The 15,621-nt window shown below is 71.8% G+C and carries 15 protein-coding genes; 11 read left to right on the top strand and 4 right to left on the bottom strand.

Going from position 1 to position 15,621, the window contains the following annotated elements; all coding sequences use genetic code 11:
• Window positions 1-195: 195 nt before the first annotated feature.
• Entirely contained in the window at window positions 196-1,167 is a 972-nt protein-coding gene (locus tag C2L58_RS20530) for a magnesium transporter CorA family protein (protein WP_233225816.1), read from the bottom strand.
• A 91-nt stretch (window positions 1,168-1,258) separates the two neighbouring features.
• Here C2L58_RS20530 and C2L58_RS20525 point away from each other — a divergent pair, with 91 nt between their 5' ends.
• Genes C2L58_RS20525 through hpaD form a run of 4 tightly spaced genes read left to right on the top strand, consistent with a single transcriptional unit; the run spans window position 1,259 to window position 6,185 of the window.
• Window positions 1,259-2,680 (top strand): fumarylacetoacetate hydrolase family protein, encoded by a 1,422-nt coding sequence (locus tag C2L58_RS20525; protein ID WP_103339206.1) that lies wholly within the window; start codon window positions 1,259-1,261, stop codon window positions 2,678-2,680.
• A 15-nt stretch (window positions 2,681-2,695) separates the two neighbouring features.
• On the top strand, window positions 2,696-3,643 hold the full coding sequence (dapA, locus tag C2L58_RS20520; RefSeq protein ID WP_103339205.1) for a 4-hydroxy-tetrahydrodipicolinate synthase: 948 nt from the start codon (window positions 2,696-2,698) through the stop codon (window positions 3,641-3,643).
• Window positions 3,640-5,148: a 5-carboxymethyl-2-hydroxymuconate semialdehyde dehydrogenase gene (gene hpaE / locus C2L58_RS20515; protein ID WP_103339204.1), complete on the top strand. Its 1,509-nt coding sequence runs from the start codon at window positions 3,640-3,642 to the stop codon at window positions 5,146-5,148. Before dapA ends, hpaE begins: the two co-directional genes overlap by 4 nt.
• Window positions 5,145-6,185, top strand: a complete 1,041-nt coding sequence (gene hpaD / locus C2L58_RS20510) for a 3,4-dihydroxyphenylacetate 2,3-dioxygenase (protein WP_103339203.1) — start codon at window positions 5,145-5,147, stop codon at window positions 6,183-6,185. The genes hpaE and hpaD overlap by 4 nt, the downstream gene beginning before the upstream one ends.
• Here hpaD and C2L58_RS20505 read toward each other — a convergent pair.
• Both C2L58_RS20505 and C2L58_RS20500 read right to left on the bottom strand, forming a co-directional pair.
• Entirely contained in the window at window positions 6,168-8,021 is a 1,854-nt protein-coding gene (locus C2L58_RS20505) for a S9 family peptidase (protein WP_103339202.1), read from the bottom strand. The genes hpaD and C2L58_RS20505 overlap by 18 nt on opposite strands.
• Window positions 8,022-8,044: 23 nt before the next feature.
• Window positions 8,045-8,479 carry a DUF6292 family protein gene (locus C2L58_RS20500; RefSeq protein ID WP_103339201.1) on the bottom strand — a complete coding sequence of 145 codons (435 nt, stop codon included), beginning with the start codon at window positions 8,477-8,479 and terminating at the stop codon, window positions 8,045-8,047.
• Between the two features lie 187 nt (window positions 8,480-8,666).
• Here C2L58_RS20500 and C2L58_RS20495 point away from each other — a divergent pair, with 187 nt between their 5' ends.
• The 7 genes from C2L58_RS20495 (at window position 8,667) to C2L58_RS20465 (ending at window position 14,559) form a co-directional block, all read left to right on the top strand.
• Window positions 8,667-9,104, top strand: coding sequence for a DUF6292 family protein (locus C2L58_RS20495; protein ID WP_103339200.1), 438 nt, complete (start codon window positions 8,667-8,669; stop codon window positions 9,102-9,104).
• The gene (locus tag C2L58_RS20490) at window positions 9,101-9,640 is read left to right on the top strand and encodes a hypothetical protein (RefSeq protein WP_103339199.1); all 540 of its coding nucleotides are present in this window, start codon (window positions 9,101-9,103) and stop codon (window positions 9,638-9,640) included. The genes C2L58_RS20495 and C2L58_RS20490 overlap by 4 nt, the downstream gene beginning before the upstream one ends.
• Window positions 9,641-9,741: 101 nt before the next feature.
• Window positions 9,742-11,148 carry an FAD-binding oxidoreductase gene (locus tag C2L58_RS20485; RefSeq protein WP_103339198.1) on the top strand — a complete coding sequence of 469 codons (1,407 nt, stop codon included), beginning with the start codon at window positions 9,742-9,744 and terminating at the stop codon, window positions 11,146-11,148.
• Window positions 11,130-12,425 carry a class I SAM-dependent methyltransferase gene (locus C2L58_RS20480; RefSeq protein WP_199191344.1) on the top strand — a complete coding sequence of 432 codons (1,296 nt, stop codon included), beginning with the start codon at window positions 11,130-11,132 and terminating at the stop codon, window positions 12,423-12,425. Before C2L58_RS20485 ends, C2L58_RS20480 begins: the two co-directional genes overlap by 19 nt.
• Window positions 12,426-12,526: 101 nt before the next feature.
• Window positions 12,527-12,730, top strand: coding sequence for a cold-shock protein (locus C2L58_RS20475; RefSeq protein ID WP_004558414.1), 204 nt, complete (start codon window positions 12,527-12,529; stop codon window positions 12,728-12,730).
• A 289-nt stretch (window positions 12,731-13,019) separates the two neighbouring features.
• Entirely contained in the window at window positions 13,020-13,952 is a 933-nt protein-coding gene (locus tag C2L58_RS20470; protein ID WP_103339196.1) for an acyl-CoA desaturase, read from the top strand.
• Between the two features lie 64 nt (window positions 13,953-14,016).
• The gene (locus C2L58_RS20465) at window positions 14,017-14,559 is read left to right on the top strand and encodes a polysaccharide deacetylase family protein (protein WP_103339195.1); all 543 of its coding nucleotides are present in this window, start codon (window positions 14,017-14,019) and stop codon (window positions 14,557-14,559) included.
• Here C2L58_RS20465 and C2L58_RS20460 read toward each other — a convergent pair.
• Window positions 14,549-15,532: an endo-1,4-beta-xylanase gene (locus C2L58_RS20460; RefSeq protein ID WP_233225815.1), complete on the bottom strand. Its 984-nt coding sequence runs from the start codon at window positions 15,530-15,532 to the stop codon at window positions 14,549-14,551. The two genes, C2L58_RS20465 and C2L58_RS20460, sit on opposite strands and share 11 nt — an antisense overlap.
• Window positions 15,533-15,621 lie beyond the last annotated feature (89 nt).

Genomic DNA, 15,621 nt, shown 5'->3' with positions numbered 1-15,621 from the left:
GAGAGCCTTTCCTTCTCTCCCAGGCCATCCGGCCACATTGACCCGTTCGGCTGAATGGCGGTACGGGCCGCGTCGACGCTCACTCCAGGGCGTCGCGAGACTTCGTCGCGCCCTGCTCTCGCGTCCGGAGTGGACACTCCATCGTGACACTCCACAATGGAGCTCCACAGTGGAGTGTCACGGTGAGCTTCGACGTCAGAGCCAGTCCTTTTTCTTGAACAACGCGTACAACCCCACCGAAGACACCGCCAAGAGGACCGTCGAGGTCCAGAACCCGCTCGGCGCGTCATTGCCCGGGAACGGCACGTTCTGGCCGTAGAACCCGGTCACCGCGGTGGGCACCGCGATCACCGCGGCCCAGCCGGTGACCTTCTTCATGATCAGGTTCAGCCGGTTGCCCTGCAGGTTCAGCTGGGTCTCCCGGACCGTCGCGATCAGCTCCCGCATGGCCTCGGTCTGCTCGGCCGCCTGGCGGGCGTGGTCGTGGACGTCCTCGAAGTACGGGCGGGTCAGCTCGTCGGCCAGCCCCAGGTCCGGCCGCATCAGGGCGCTGATCACCTCCCGCATCGGCAGCACCACCCGGCGCAGCGCGGTGAGGCTCTTGCGCAGCCGGAACGAGCGGCGCTGCAGTTCCGAAGCGTCCGGGCGATCGTCGAAGACCAGGTCCTCCAGGTCTTCGACTTCGTCGTCGAGCGCCTGCACGGCTTGGTACTGCCCGTCGACGACGTGGTCGAGCAGGCCGTGCAGCAGGAAGGACACGCCGGACTTCGCCAGCCGGAGATTCTCATCCCACCGGCGCACGACCGGCTCGATGTCGAAGCCGCCGTCCTTGCGCACGGTCACCAGCGCCCGCGGCGTGACGAACGCGCCGAGCTCGGCGGTGGCGACCTCGCCACTGCCCGCATCGAACCGCACCGCGTAGGCGGACAGGAAGGCGTGGCCGTCGTAGCGGTCGAGCTTCGGCCGCTGGTGCTCGGCCACCGCGTCCTCGACGGCGAGCTGGTGCAGGCCGAGTTCGCCGGCGAGCCGGGTCAGATCCGCTTCGGCCGGCTCGCAGAGGTCGACCCACACCGTGGTGCCCGGCTGGGCCAGGAACTCCGGCACGTCCTCGACGGGGAAGTCTTCCTTCTGCAGCGCGCCGTCGCGGTACACCCGGGTTCTGGTCATCCTCCCGGGGCACCCGGCGCGACGCGGGCTCACACGAGGCCGCGAGCCTGCAGGTCTTCCCCTGCGGCGCAAATCATATATTATTTGCGATATGGTTCTCGAGCGGCCCGGCAAGATCATCGCGCTCCACCTCAACTACCGCTCCCGCGCCGCCCAGCGCGGCCGGGTGCCGGAGCAGCCGTCGTACTTCCTCAAGCCGCCGACCTCGGTCGCGGCGAGCGGTGCCGTGCTCGAGCGGCCGGCGGGCACCGAGCTGCTCGGCTTCGAAGGCGAGATCGCGCTGGTCATCGGCCGCACCGCCCGCCGCGTCGCCCCCGAAGACGGCTGGTCGTACGTCGGCGGCGTCACCGCGGCCAACGACTTCGGCGTCCACGACCTCCGCTACGCCGACCGGGGCAGCAACCTGCGCTCCAAGGGCGGCGACGGCTTCACCCCGCTCGGCCCGGTGGTGCTGCCGGCCGCCGGCCTCGATCCGGCCGCCCTGCGCCTGCGCACCTGGGTCAACGGCGAACTGGTCCAGGAGGACTCCAGCGGTGAGCTGCTCTTCGGCTTCGGACGGCTGGTGGCCGACCTCTCGCAGCTGATCACCCTCGAACCCGGCGACGTCGTCCTGACCGGCACGCCCGCGGGCGCGTCCGTCGTCGTCCCCGGCGACGTCGTCGAGGTCGAGGTCGACGCGGGCGGGCAGACCACCGGCCGGCTGGTGACCACGATCGCCGGCGGGACCGTCCCGTTCGGACCGTTTGGCGCGCTGCCCCGGGTCGACGAGAAGCAGCGCGCGGACGCCTACGGGACGACCGGACCGGCGTTCGAACTGACCGCGTCCCTCAAGGACCGGATCGAGTCCGTCGGCACCGCGACGCTGTCCGCCCAGCTGCGCAACCGCGGGTACGACGCGGTGTCGATCGACGGGCTGACCCCGACCCGGCCGGGCACCCGGCTGACCGGCCGCGCGCGGACGTTGCGGTTCCTGCCGTACCGCGAAGACCTGTTCGAGTCCCGCGGCGGCGGCCACAACGCGCAGAAGCGCGCGATCGACGCCCTCGGCCCCGGCGATGTCCTCGTCGTGGAAGCCCGCGGCGAACGCGGCGCCGGCACGATCGGCGACATCCTCGCGCTGCGGGCGCAGGTGCGCGGCGCGGCCGGGATCGTCACCGACGGCGGGGTCCGCGACCTGGCCGCGGTGTCCGCTTTGGACATCCCCACCTACCACGCCGGGGCGCACCCGGCGGTGCTCGGCCGGCGGCACGTGCCGTGGGACACCGGCGTCGCGATCGCCTGCGGCGGCGCGGCGGTCTGCCCCGGCGACGTCATCGCCGGTGACGGCGACGGCGTGCTCGTCATCCCGCCGGAGCTGGTCGAGGAGGTCGTCGACGCGGCGGTCGAGCAGGAGCGGCAGGAGACGTTCATCGCCGAGCAGGTCGCCGCGGGCGAGCGCGTCGAGGGGCTGTACCCGATGGACGAGCACTGGCGCGAGCGGTACGCCGCCTGGCTCGCGAACCGCCACCACTGACGCAGGGAGGAAGCCATGCGATTCCGCTCCGACCCCCAGGCCATCCGCGGGTCGATCGCGCCGCTGGTGACGCCGTTCACCGCCGAGGGCGCCGTCGACCACGACGGCCTGGCGAACCTCGTGCGCTGGCAGCTCGCTTCGGGCACGCACGGCATCTCCATCGGCGGGTCCACCGGCGAGCCGGGCTCGCAGACGATCGCCGAGCGCGCGGCGGCCATCCGCACGGTGGCCGCGGAGGCCGGCGACCGCGTCCCCTTCGTCCCGGGCACCGGTTCGGCGAAGCTCGACGAGACCCTGGAGCTGACGGCGCTGGCGCGGGACGCCGGGGTCGACGCCGCGCTCGTCATCACGCCGTACTACGCGCGGCCGACGCAGGACGCGCTGTTCGTCTGGTACCGGACGGTCTGCCGGGAGGTCCCCGACCTGCCGATCGTCGCCTACAACGTGCCGAGCCGGACCGCGGTCGACCTCGCGCCGGAGACCGTCGCGCGGCTGTTCCGCTCGTGCGGCAACTTCGTCGGGATCAAGGAGACGACGAAGGACTTCGAGCACTTTTCCCGTGTGTTGCACCTGTGCGGGCGGGAGCTGCTGGTGTGGTCCGGGATCGAGCTGCTCGGCCTGCCGCTGCTGGCCCTCGGCGGCGCCGGGTTCGTCAACGCGACGGCGAACATCGCGCCCGCCGCGTGCGCCGAAATGTACACGGCCTGGCAGTCCGGCGACCACGAACGGGCGCGCGAGCTCCACTACGGCCTGCACCCGCTGGTCGACCTGCTGTTCGTCGAGACCAACCCGGCGCCCGCGAAGTGGGTCCTCGAACAGCGCGGGCTCATCGCGTCCGGGCACGTGCGGCCGCCGCTGATCCCTCCGGCCGCGCGCGGCATCGCCCGGATCACCGAGTTGATGGCCGAAGGCGCGAAGTACCTTTCGCCCGCCGATGGCTTCGTCGTGGGAGGAAAGCGATGACCCATTACGTCCCGGACGGGCTGCCGAGCGAGCTGAAGCACTACATCGGCGGCGAGCCGGCCGACAGCGTCTCGGGCAAGACGTTCGACGTGCTCGACCCGGTCTCGAACACCCCGTACGCCACCGCGGCCGCGGGCCAGGCCGAAGACGTCGATCGCGCGGTCGCGGCGGCGCGCACGGCGTTCACCGGCGGACCGTGGCCGCGGATGCCGCCGCGGGCACGGGCACGGGTCCTGAACAAGATCGCCGACGCGGTCGAGGCCCAGGACGCGCGGCTGGCCGAGCTGGAGACCTTCGACACCGGGCTGCCGATCACCCAGGCGCTCGGGCAGGCGCAGCGCGCGGCCGAGAACTTCCGGTTCTTCGCCGACCTCGTCGTCGCGCAGGCCGACGACACCTACCAGGTACCCGGGCGGCAGGTGAACTACGTGCACCGCAAGCCGGTCGGCGTCGCCGGGCTGATCACGCCCTGGAACACGCCGTTCATGCTGGAGAGCTGGAAGCTCGCGCCGGCGCTGGCCTCGGGGTGCACGGTGGTGCTCAAGCCGGCCGAGTTCACCCCGCTGTCGGCGAGCCTGTGGGCCGGCATCTTCGCCGGCGCGGGGCTGCCTCCGGGGGTGTTCAACCTGGTCAACGGCTACGGCGAGGAAGCGGGCGACGCGCTGGTCAAGCACCGGGGAGTCCCGCTGATCTCGTTCACCGGCGAGACCACGACCGGCCGGACGATCTACCGCCACTGCGCGGCGCACCTCAAGGGCATGTCGATGGAGCTGGGCGGCAAGTCCCCGGCGATCGTCTTCGCCGACGCCGACCTCGACGCCGCCCTCGACTCGACGCTCTTCGGCGTGTTCTCGCTCAACGGCGAGCGGTGCACCGCGGGCAGCCGGATCCTGGTCGAGCGGCCGATCTACGCCGAGTTCTGCGCGCGGTACGCGGAACGCGCGGCGAACATCGTCGTCGGCGACCCGCACGACCCGGCCACCGAGGTCGGGGCGCTGGTCCACCCCGAGCACCACGCCAAGGTGCTGCGGTACATCGAGCTGGGCAAGACCGAAGGCCGCCTGCTCGCCGGCGGCGGCCGTCCGCCCGGAGCGGACCGCGGGAACTACGTGGCGCCCACCGTGTTCGCCGATGTGCCCCCCACCGCCCGGATCTTCCAGGAGGAGATCTTCGGGCCGGTCGTCGCGCTCACCCCGTTCGACACCGACGAGGAAGCACTGGCACTGGCCAACGACGTCCAGTACGGGCTCGCCGCCTACCTGTGGACGGCCGATCTGCGGCGGGCGCACACCTTTGCGCATTCGGTCGAAGCCGGGATGGTCTGGCTCAACTCGCACAACGTCCGCGACCTGCGCACGCCGTTCGGCGGGGTCAAGGCGTCCGGCCTCGGCCAGGAAGGCGGCTACCGCTCCCTCGACTTCTACACCCACCAGCAGGCCATCCACGTCTCGCTCGGGCCGGTGCCCACGCCCCGCTTCGGCGCCGTCCGGAAAGGACAGTCGTGACCACCGCCCCGCCGGACGTCCTCCGCTGCGCGTACGCCGAGCTCGTGGTGACCGATCTGGTGGCGTCGAGGGCGTTCTACGTCGACGTGCTCGGGCTCGTCGTCACCCACGAAGACGCCGGCGCGCTGTACCTCCGGGCCTTCGAGGAGTACCTGCACCACTCGCTGGTGCTGCGGAAGGGATCGACGCCGGCGCTGGGCGTGCTGGCCTACCGGGTGCGGAGTTCGGCCGACCTCGACCTGGCGGAGGCATACTACCGCGCGCTCGGCTGCCGGGTCGAGCGGAGGGCGGCGGGCACAACGCGGGGCGTCGGCGAAGCGGTGCGGGTGCTCGACCCGCTGGGCTTCCCGGTGGAGTTCTTCCACGAAGCCGAGCACGTCGAGCGGTTCACCCAGCGCTACGACCTCCACGGCGCCGGCGCACTGTCGCGTTTGGACCACTTCAACCTGGACACCCCGGACGTCGGGGCGGCCCGGAAGTACTACGAGGGCCTGGGTTTCCGCGTCTCGGAGGACATCCGGGACGCCGAGGGCACGGTGTACGCGGCCTGGATGTTCCGCAAGCCGACGGTCCACGACGTCGCCCTGACCGGCGGCGACGGCCCGCGGCTGCACCACATCGCGTTCGCCTCGCACGAGCGGCACCAGATCCTGCACCTCTGCGACCACCTCGGCGCGCTGCGGCAGCCCGGCGCGATCGAACGCGGACCCGGCCGGCACGGGGTGTCGAACGCGTTCTACCTGTACCTCCGCGACCCCGACGGGCACCGCGTCGAGATCTACACCCACGACTACTACACCGGCGATCCGGACAACCCGGTGATCACCTGGGACGTCCACGACAACCAGCGCCGCGACTGGTGGGGCAACCCGGTGGTGCCGAGCTGGTACACCGACGCGTCGCTCGTGCTGGACCTCTCCGGCCGGGTCCAGCCGGTGGTCGCCCGGGCCGAGCCGCGCGAAGCAGGCGTCACGATCGGGGCGGACGGCTTCTCGTTCACCGGCGGGGCGGAGTTCAAGCTAGGCGAGCAGGTGTGAAAACCACGCGCGGGTGCGGTGCAGGAGGTCGAGCTGGTGGCCGCGTTCGCGGAACGAGTGACCCTCCCGCGGGTACACGACGAATTCGTGCTCGCGGTCGCCCAGGGCGTGGTGCAGGAGCTCGCCCTGCGACAGCGGGACGTTCGTGTCGCATTCGCCGTGCACGATGAGGACGGGGGTCGCGATCCGGTCCGCATGGGTGATCGGGCTGCTTTCCCGGCCACCGAGGGCGAGATCGAACCGGCCCCACTCCCCGGTCGCGGCGAGCAGGGGCCAGTCGATCACGCCCGCGGAGACGACGGCCGCCTGGAAGCGGTCCGTCTGGGTGACGGCCCAGGCGGCCATGAACCCGCCGTGGCTCCCGCCGCCGATCCCGAGCCGGTTCCCGTCGGCGACGCCCGCCTCGACGAGCAGGTCGATCCCGGTGAGCAGGTCGGTGAACTCCGCGCCGCCGACGGCCCCGGCGACGCTCGCCGCGAAGGCGTGACCGTGGCCGAGGCCGCCGCGCGGGTTCGGGAGGAACACCGCGAACCCGGCCGCGGCCAGGAACTGGCCCCACCGGAACCAGCCGACCTGGGCTTGGTCGGCGTAGCGGTCCTTCGGGCCGCCGTGGACGACGGTGACCAGCGGGAACGGCCCGTCGGCGCGGGTCCGCCCGGGCGGGAGGACCAGCAGGCCGTCGAGCTCCAGGCCGTCTTCGGCGCGGTAGGACAGCCGTTCCTGGGTGCCCCACCGGATCCCGCTCAGCTGCGGCTCGCTCAGCCGGGCGAACGGGCCGCCGGGCGGTCCGCAGTAGACGGCCTCGGGCTCGGTGGCGGTGCTCGCGACGAAGGCGATCCGGGCGCCGCTCGCGTCCAGGTGCTGCAGGGCGCCGGCCGCGCCGTGGAGTTCGGTGAAGGTGCCGGTCGCGGGGTCGAGGCGCCGGATCGTCGTGTCGAGCCCTTCGGCGAACAAGGCCAGCAGTCCGCCGTCACCGGACTCGGCCAGGCCGATCGGGCAGACGGTCATCCCGGCGGTGAGGTTGCGGTGGTCACCGGCTTCGAAGACGGCGTCGCCGCCGACCAGACCGGGCGGGGTGATGCCGAGGTAGGCCAGGCGCCAGCCGGTTTCATCGTGCCACCAGGTGAGCGACTCGGCCTCCAGCGCCGGGACGCCGAGATCCTGCCGGGCACCGGTGGCGGGATCGACCAGGTGCAGGCCGGGTTCGAAGATGCCGGGCTCCCGGTCGGCGACGGACCAGGTGACCACGGCGAGCGTGCGGCCGTCCGGCCGCACGGCGGCTTCGACGACGTGCCGCGGGCCGAAGTCGCCGAGGGGGCGGACCGCGCGGGTCCGGAGGTCGAGGAACCAGAGCCGCCCGGGCCGGTCGGCGGTGTCCCACGTGGGCGGTCCGGCATCGGTTCGCCGCACCACCCGGACGCGGGGATCGGCCGCCGCCGCCTTCTCTTCCGGCGCGACGAACACCACCGCATCGCCGTCCGGCATCAGCACGTAGTTCTCGAGGCCCGCGCCCCAGTCGGTCAGCTGCTCCGGCTCGCCGCCCTCCCGGCCGGCCCGGTACAGCTGCGCCGTCCCGCGTTCCGCCCGGTCCGAAAGGAAGTACACCGACCCGGAATCCGCCGACCACCGCGGCTCCTGGTCCTCGGTGTCACCGGCCGCGAGCCGCCGAGCCGCCTCACTCCCGTCCGCGGCGGCGACCCACAGGCCGCTCACCGGGGGCGTGCCCACCCGGCCCACCGGCGAACTCGCGAACACCACCCACCGGCCGTCCGGCGAGATCCGGGGTGTCTGCGGCACCATCCGGTCGACCACGGCCTCCGCCGTCAGCTCCCCCATCCGGCCAGTCTGCCGTAGGAAAGTCACCCACGGCCAGGCACTGCCGGGACCATCGCCAGTAACCGCTCGTGATCGCCCGCCTTGCGCAGGACCGGGGCTTCCAGCGTGCCGGCGTCGGGGTCGCCCGCGCGGACCGCCGCCAGGAAGCGGACCACCGCGCGGGGGTCCGGGAGGACTTCGCGCCCCAGGTAGGCCAGCACCGTCGCCGCCTCGCCGGTGGCGTCTTCGATCGCCGCCGCCCAGCCGTGCACCTCGTCCCAGACCAGGGCCAGGTCGTGGCCGGGGAAGCGGGACAAGCGCCAGTCGAGGGCGATGTAGGCCGCCGCGGGCGTTCCCGCGTCGAGCGTGCAGGACTCCCAGCCCACGCCCACGGCCCGGGCCACCGCTCCTACGTACCCCTGCAACCCCCGCTCGAACGAGAACTCCGTGTCGCGCTCGAAGTCGATCAGAATGCTCAACGCTGCCTCGCTTTCCCGTCCCCCGCCGCGGGATCCTCCGCGGTCGCCCGATCGGGTACCCCGGTCACGCGCTGCTCATCCCGGCGTACCGGGCAGCCGACGTCGTCCATCCGGCGACAATTCGCTTGTCATCGTTCCGATGACATGTTAGAACCGGGGTATCCGAAGAGAAAGGCGAGCCACCCCCGTGACCGCATCGATCGAACTCCCGACCGGTTACCAGCACCCCGCCGTCCCCGCCCTGCTCGGCTACCTCCGCGAAGTCACCGCCGAGCTCGGGATCGGCCTCGAGTCCTGCACCCTCGACCACGACAGCCCGGTTTCGGCCTATGTCGCCCTCGACACCCGGCTGCCGCACTACCCCGACCGTGACGTCGCCCTGCTGTGGGACGAGGAGCGCGGCTGGGCGGCGGCGATCGAGACGCACTCCGGCGAGGACCTGATCGTCCTCCGCTACCTGGGCGGACCCACCGTGGCCCCGCCGCCGCGGCGGGTCGCGCGGTTCGTCACCGCCCTGCACGAAGACGACCACACCGTGGGACGGCCCGACCCGGTGCGCCTCCGGGCCGCGGGCGACGCCGCCGCGCTCGCCGCGCTGCTGGCCCGGCCGGCCGTGGCCCGATGACGGCGCCGCTGCCCCTGCCGGAGAGCTTCGCGCTGACGTTCCGCGGCTACGACCGCGCGCAGGTCGACGAGCGGATCGACGAGCTCCTCGCCGAACTCCGCCTGCTCACCGTCGACCGCGACGCGGCCGTCGCCGAGGCCGGCCACCTCGCCCGGCAGCTCGAACGGGCCCGGGCCGACAATGCCGAGCTGAGTGCTCGCGCCGACCGGCTGTGCCGCACGCCCGCCGACCCGGCCGCGGTCGGCGACCGCGTCCGGCACCTGCTCGACCTGGCGCACGCCGAAGCCGACGGCATCGTCGCGACGGCCCGGGAGCGCGCCGCCGCGATCGTCCGGGACGCGGAAGAGGCCGCCGACCGGCGCACCGCGGACGCCCGCGCGCGGGCTTACCGGATCGTCGACGACGCCCGGCGCCGGGCCGGCCGGCCGGCCGCGATCGAGCGGCGCACCGCCGACCGGCTGCGGCGGATCGACGCCTTCCTCGCCGATGCCGAATCGCTCCTCGACGAGCAAACCCCGCTGCGCGCCGTCGCCTGACGGGCCGCGGTTGACTCGTTTTCCCGATTCACGAGACACCGATTGCGGCATTCAGGCTCTCGACGAGCCACCCGGGCCCGCGGTGAGGCAGGATCAGGGGTGTGACCATCGATCAGGCCGGGGTGCCCGAGGCCCGTCCGGGCCCGGCATTCCCGGAGCACGAAGCCCGCGTCGACGCCCTGAGACAGCAGCTCAGCGCGATCAGCGGCGAAACCACGATCCGCCTGGCGAAACGGACCTCGAACCTCTTCCGCTCCCGCACGGCGGCGAACCACCCGGGGCTCGACGTCTCCGGCTTCGGCCACGTCCTGCGCGTCGACCCGGAGACCCGCACCGCCGACGTCGAGGGCATGGTCACCTACGAGCAGCTCGTCGACGCCACGCTGCCGCACGGCCTGATGCCGCTGGTCGTGCCGCAGCTGAAGACGATCACCCTCGGCGGCGCGGTGACCGGGCTCGGCATCGAGTCCTCGTCGTTCCGCAACGGCATGCCGCACGAATCGGTGCTGGAGCTCGTGGTGCTCACCGGCGACGGCAAGATCGTCGTCGCCACGCCGGACAACGAGCACCGCGCCCTCTTCCACGGCTTCCCCAACTCCTACGGCACCCTCGGCTACGCGCTGCGGCTGCGGATCCTCCTGGAGCCGGTGAAGCCGTTCGTGCGGCTGCGGCACGTCCGCCACCACGACCGCGGGAAGTTCTTCGAGGCCCTGGGCGAGATCTGCGCGAAGAGCGAACACGACGGCGAGCACGTCGACTTCGTCGACGGCACGGTCTTCGGCCCGGACGAGCTGTACCTGACGCTCGGGACGTTCACCGACACCGCGCCCGCGACGAGCGACTACACCTGGCTCGACATCTACTACCGCTCGATCCAGCGCCGCGAGACCGACCATCTCACCATCCGGGACTACCTCTGGCGCTGGGACACCGACTGGTTCTGGTGCTCGCGGGCGTTCGGCGTCCAGCACCGGCTGCCCCGGCTGCTGCTCGGCCGCCGGCTCCTGCGGTCCTCGGTGTACTGGAAGGCCGTCGCGCTCGACCGCCGGTTCCGGATCGCCGAGCGGCTGCTGAAGCTCCGGCGGCTGCCGCCGGAAGAGACGATCGTGCAGGACATCGAGGTCCCGCTCGGCCGGGCCGCGGAGTTCCTCGAGTTCTTCGAGCGGGAGATCCCGATCAGCCCGGTCTGGATCTGCCCGCTGCGCCAGCGGCCCGGCGGGGTCCGCTGGCCGCTGTACGAACTGGACCCCGAAGAGCTGTACGTCAACTTCGGGTTCTGGTCGTCGGTGCCCCTCGACCCCGGCGAGCGCGACGGCGTGCACAACCGGATGGTCGAAGCCGAGGTCACCCGGCTCGGCGGCCACAAGTCGCTGTACTCGGACAGCTTCTACACCGAGGACGAGTTCTGGCGGCTCTACAACGGCGACGCCTACCGGGAGCTCAAGCGGACCTACGACCCGCGCGAGCGGCTGCTCGGCCTCTACGAAAAATGCGTCCGCCGCCGGTGAAAGGAACGAACGTGACCCAGGAAACCATCACCGTCGGCGCCGTCTTCGAGCGGCTGCTCGGACCGCGCGCCGAGGTCTCGATCACCGCCTACGACGGCAGCCGCAGCGGCCCGGCCGACGCGCCGGTGGGCATCGAAGTGCGCTCGCCGCTGGCGCTGGACTACCTGATGTCCTCCCCCGGTGACCTCGGCCTCGCCCGCGCGTACGTCGCCGGCGCGCTCGACGTCAAAGGCGACCTCTACACGGCGCTGCGCGCGCTGGCCACGCAGGTCGACCAGCTCACCCCGGCCGACCGGCTGTGGCTGCTGCGCAAGCTCGGCCCGCGGCACCTGCGGGTGGTCAAGCCGCCGGCCGAGGAGCACCCGAGCCGGTTCCGGCGCGGGATGACCGCGCTGCGGCACTCGAAAGCGCGGGACAGCGAGGCCATCGCCAGCCACTACGACGTGTCCAACCGGTTCTACGAGCTGGTCCTCGGCCCGTCGATGGCCTACACGTGCGCGGTGTTCCCGCACGAGGGCGCCACCCTGGAGGAGGCGCAGGCGAACAAGTTCGACCTGATCTGCCGGAAGCTCGGCCTCAAGCCGGGGATGCGGCTGCTCGACGTCGGCTGCGGCTGGGGCGGCATGGTCGCGCACGCCGTCCGCCACTACGGCGTCGAGGCCATCGGCGTCACCCTCTCCCGCGAGCAGGCCCAGTGGGGGCAGAAGAACATCGTCGCGCTCGGGATCGCCGACCGCGCCGAGATCCGGCACCTCGACTACCGGGACGTCACCGAAACCGGGTTCGACGCGATCTCGTCGATCGGCCTGACCGAGCACATCGGCGCGCGCAACGTGCCGGGGTACTTCCGCTTCCTGGCCGGAAAGCTCAAGCCGCACGGACGCCTGCTCAACCACTGCATCACCAACCCGGACACCAGCGTCGCCCACCGGTCGCGGGGCTTCATCGACCGCTACGTCTTCCCGGACGGCGAACTCGAGGCGCCGGGCGAGCTCATGACGGCCATGCACGACGCCGGGCTGGAGGTGCGGCACTCGGAAAACCTGCGCGAGCACTACGCCACGACGCTCGCCGGGTGGTGCGCCAACCTCGACGAACACTGGGACGAAGCCGTCGCCGAAGCCGGTGCCGGGCGCAGCCGGGTGTGGGCGCTCTACCTGGCGGCCTGCCGGCTGGCCTTCGAACGCCGCGAGATCGAACTGCACCACATCCTGGGCGTCCGGACCGACCGCGAGGGCGGGATGAGCATGCCGCTGCGCCCCGATTGGGGAGTTTGACTACCGGGGGTGGCCTCTTCGGCCCAGTGATGGGATAATGGTCTTGAGACCGGATGTCCGAACGGGGCATCCAGGCTCACTAACAAAGAGTAGGTATTAGCATGGCTCAGGGCAGTGTCAAGTGGTTCAACGGCGAAAAGGGCTTCGGCTTCATCGCGCAGGACGGCGGGGGCCCGGACGTGTTCGTCCACTACTCCGAGATCCAGGGCAGCGGCTTCAAGTCGCTCGACGAGGGTCAGCGCGTGGAGTTCGAAATCGGCCAGGGCCAGAAGGGCCCGCAGGCCCAGCGCGTCAGCGTCATCTGAGCCACGAGGCATCCTGAAGGCCCTCGCCCCGACCAGGGGCGAGGGCCTTACTCGTGCGCGGCCACACTGCGGATTCACAACGTTCCGGTAACGTGGGAGCGGTCGAGAGCACCCCCACACGCCGGCGTCCGGCCGGCCTCACTCTCGCACCGTGGCCTCGAGGCCGATCGCCGGCAGGAGCGGCGACCCGCCCGGGCACCCCAAGACCGCTGACCGCCGGGTGTTCCCGCCCCCGGCCTTCCGCGCCCGGCCAGGTCCGGCGCGGCGTAGACCTCGAATCGAGTAGTGCATGACCGCCTCTGTGAAGGCTGCCCCGCCGGCCCCGAAACCCGTGCTTTCCGGCAAGCAGACGATCCCCGAGCTCATCACCATCCGCACGTTCCTGCTGGTCCCGTTCCTCGCCCTGGCCGTCGCCGTCCCGGTGTTCTGGGGGTGGGGCGTCAGCTGGCTCGACCTCACGATCGGCGGCGCGTTCTTCGTGGTCTCGACACTCGGGGTCACCGTCGGCTACCACCGGTACTTCACCCACGGCTCGTTCCGCGCGAAGCGAGCCCTGCGCATTGCGCTGGCCGTCGCCGGCGGCCTCGCGGCCCAGGGCCCGGTGATCGGCTGGGTCGCCGACCACCGCCGGCACCACGCCTTCTCCGACCGCGAGGGCGACCCGCACTCGCCGTGGCTGTTCGGGACGTCCCCGGTGGCGCTGGCCCGCGGCTTCTGGCACGCGCACATGGGCTGGCTCTTCGGCCGCGACAAGACCAACGTCGAGCGGTTCGCCCCGGACCTGGCCGCCGACCGTGACCTGCGCGTCGTCGACCGGCTCTTTCCGCTGTGGGTGGTGGTGAGCCTGCTGCTCCCGCCGCTGCTCGGCGGGTTGATCACGCTGTCGTGGTGGGGCGCGCTGACCGCGTTCCTCTGGGCCGGCCTGGCCCGGATCTCCTTCCAGCACCACGTGACGTGGTCGGTGAACTCGATCTGCCACATGATCGGCGAACGCCCGTTCACCAGCCGCGACCGCTCGGCGAACTTCTGGCCGCTGGCCATCCTGTCGATGGGCGAGTCCTGGCACAACACCCACCACGCGGACCCGACCTCGGCCCGCCACGGCGCGCAGCGCGGGCAGATCGACATCTCCGCGCGGGTGATCTGGGTGTTCGAGAAGCTCGGCTGGGCGTGGAACGTCCGCTGGCCGACGGCGAAGCGGCTCGCGGCCCTGGCCCGCTGACTCGCTGACGAAACCGGGTCGAAAGTCCTTGCCTGCCGCCGTCGCGCCGGGTGATCTTGGAGCGATGGACACGGTCGCGCTGACCTTCGACGACGGCCCGTACCCCGAGACGACGCCGGCGCTGCTGGCCGCGCTCGGCGGCACGCGGGCGACGTTCTTCCTGTGGGGCGAGCACGCCGCGGCGCACCCGGACCTCGTCCGGGCGATCGCCGCGGCGGGCCACGCGATCGGCAACCACACGTGGACCCACCCGCAGCTGACCACGTTGTCCCCGGCCGCCCGCGACCAGGAGGTCCGGCGCACGCAGGACCTCCTGACCCGGCTGACCGGGCTCCGGCCCGCCCTGTTCCGGCCGCCCTACGGCGACACGGACGCCTCGGTCGCCCGGGTGCTGGCGGCCCACGGGCTCACCGAGGTGCTGTGGAGCGTCGACACCCGCGACTGGGCGGGCTGTTCCGCGGACGAGATCGTCACCGCGGCCAGGAAGGTGCAGCCGGGCGGTGTCGTGCTGATGCACGAAGGCCGCCCGGCCACCCTCGACGCGGTCCCCCGCATCCTCGCCGCGCTCACCGCCCGCGGCCTGCGTCCCGGTCCGGTCAGGGGTTGAGGGCGAAGTACGCCGGCTTCGGACGCAGGTTCTCGTCGAAGAGGCAAGCCGCCCCTTCGCCCGGGAAGACGTCCGGGACCCACGAGTGCCGGTCCGTGAAACCCCAGGTCGTGAACTCGACACACTTGCGGACGGCGTGGCAGCCGTCCCACAGCTGCCCGAAGTAGCTCGCCTGGGTGGCGAGCTTGGCCGCGTCCGGCGGGGTCGGAATCCGGACGTCCGCCTCGGTGACGGCGGTCTCCACGCCGATCTTGGCGAAGCGCGCCAGGTTCTCGCGGTACTGACCCGGGAAGCCGTACTGGATCGACAGGTGCCCCTGGATGCCGACCCCGTCGATCGGCACGCCCTGCCGCCGCAGCGTCTTCACCAGGTCGTACACCGCGTCGCTCTTCGGGTTGATCCCTTCGACGTTGTAGTCGTTGATGTACAGCTTCGCGTGCGGGTCGGCCGCGTGCGCCCAGCGGAAGACGTCGGCGACGAAGCCGTCGCCGAGCTTCTGCCGGAAAACCGTGTCACGCCGGGTGCCGTCCTCGTTGAAGAGCTCGTTGACGACGTCCCAGGCGCGGATCTTTCCCTTGTACCGCTTGACTTCCGTGGTGATGTGGTCGCGCAGGACCCGGCGGAGCTCGTCGGCGGGCAGCGCGCCGACCCAGTCCGGGAGCTGGGAGTGCCAGACCAGGGTGTGGCCGCGGACGGTCTTGTGGTGTTGCCGGGCGTAGGCGACGATCGCGTCCGCACCCGACCAGTCGTAGGTACCGCGCACGGCTTCGACCGTGCCCCACTTCATCTCGTTCTCGGGCGTCACGTTGTCGAATTCCCGCGTGAGCACCGCCCGGTAATCGGTTTCCGAAGCCAGGTACGCCGCCGCCACCGCACTGCCGACGTAACGGTTCGTGGTGTATTGCAGTGGAACCGACGCGGATGCCGCAGGCGCCTGCCACACGGCAATACCCAGCGTGGCCACGACCGCCATCAGGACGCGTTTCTTAGGAATTCTTCCCGACATCTTCATCCTCCGCGAGGCAATGGTTCTCCGAAACTTTCCAACAGTTTCAAATCAGG

The sequence above is a fragment of the Amycolatopsis sp. CA-126428 genome (genome assembly GCF_002904335.1).
Taxonomy (GTDB): Bacteria; Actinomycetota; Actinomycetes; order Mycobacteriales; family Pseudonocardiaceae; genus Amycolatopsis.
Note: the sequence above shows the minus strand (reverse complement) of the source record. Positions and strands in the feature narration are given on the sequence as shown.

Coding starts and splice junctions, on each gene's coding strand:
- C2L58_RS20475 (WP_004558414.1), top strand. CDS start 12,527: ATGGCTCAGGGCAGTGTCAAGTGGTTCAACGGCGAAAAGGGCTTCGGC.
- hpaE (WP_103339204.1), top strand. CDS start 3,640: ATGACCCATTACGTCCCGGACGGGCTGCCGAGCGAGCTGAAGCACTAC.
- C2L58_RS20470 (WP_103339196.1), top strand. CDS start 13,020: ATGACCGCCTCTGTGAAGGCTGCCCCGCCGGCCCCGAAACCCGTGCTT.
- C2L58_RS20530 (WP_233225816.1), bottom strand. CDS start 1,167: ATGACCAGAACCCGGGTGTACCGCGACGGCGCGCTGCAGAAGGAAGAC.
- C2L58_RS20505 (WP_103339202.1), bottom strand. CDS start 8,021: ATGGGGGAGCTGACGGCGGAGGCCGTGGTCGACCGGATGGTGCCGCAG.
- C2L58_RS20460 (WP_233225815.1), bottom strand. CDS start 15,532: ATGGCGGTCGTGGCCACGCTGGGTATTGCCGTGTGGCAGGCGCCTGCG.
- C2L58_RS20465 (WP_103339195.1), top strand. CDS start 14,017: ATGGACACGGTCGCGCTGACCTTCGACGACGGCCCGTACCCCGAGACG.
- C2L58_RS20490 (WP_103339199.1), top strand. CDS start 9,101: ATGACGGCGCCGCTGCCCCTGCCGGAGAGCTTCGCGCTGACGTTCCGC.
- C2L58_RS20525 (WP_103339206.1), top strand. CDS start 1,259: ATGGTTCTCGAGCGGCCCGGCAAGATCATCGCGCTCCACCTCAACTAC.
- C2L58_RS20480 (WP_199191344.1), top strand. CDS start 11,130: ATGCGTCCGCCGCCGGTGAAAGGAACGAACGTGACCCAGGAAACCATC.
- dapA (WP_103339205.1), top strand. CDS start 2,696: ATGCGATTCCGCTCCGACCCCCAGGCCATCCGCGGGTCGATCGCGCCG.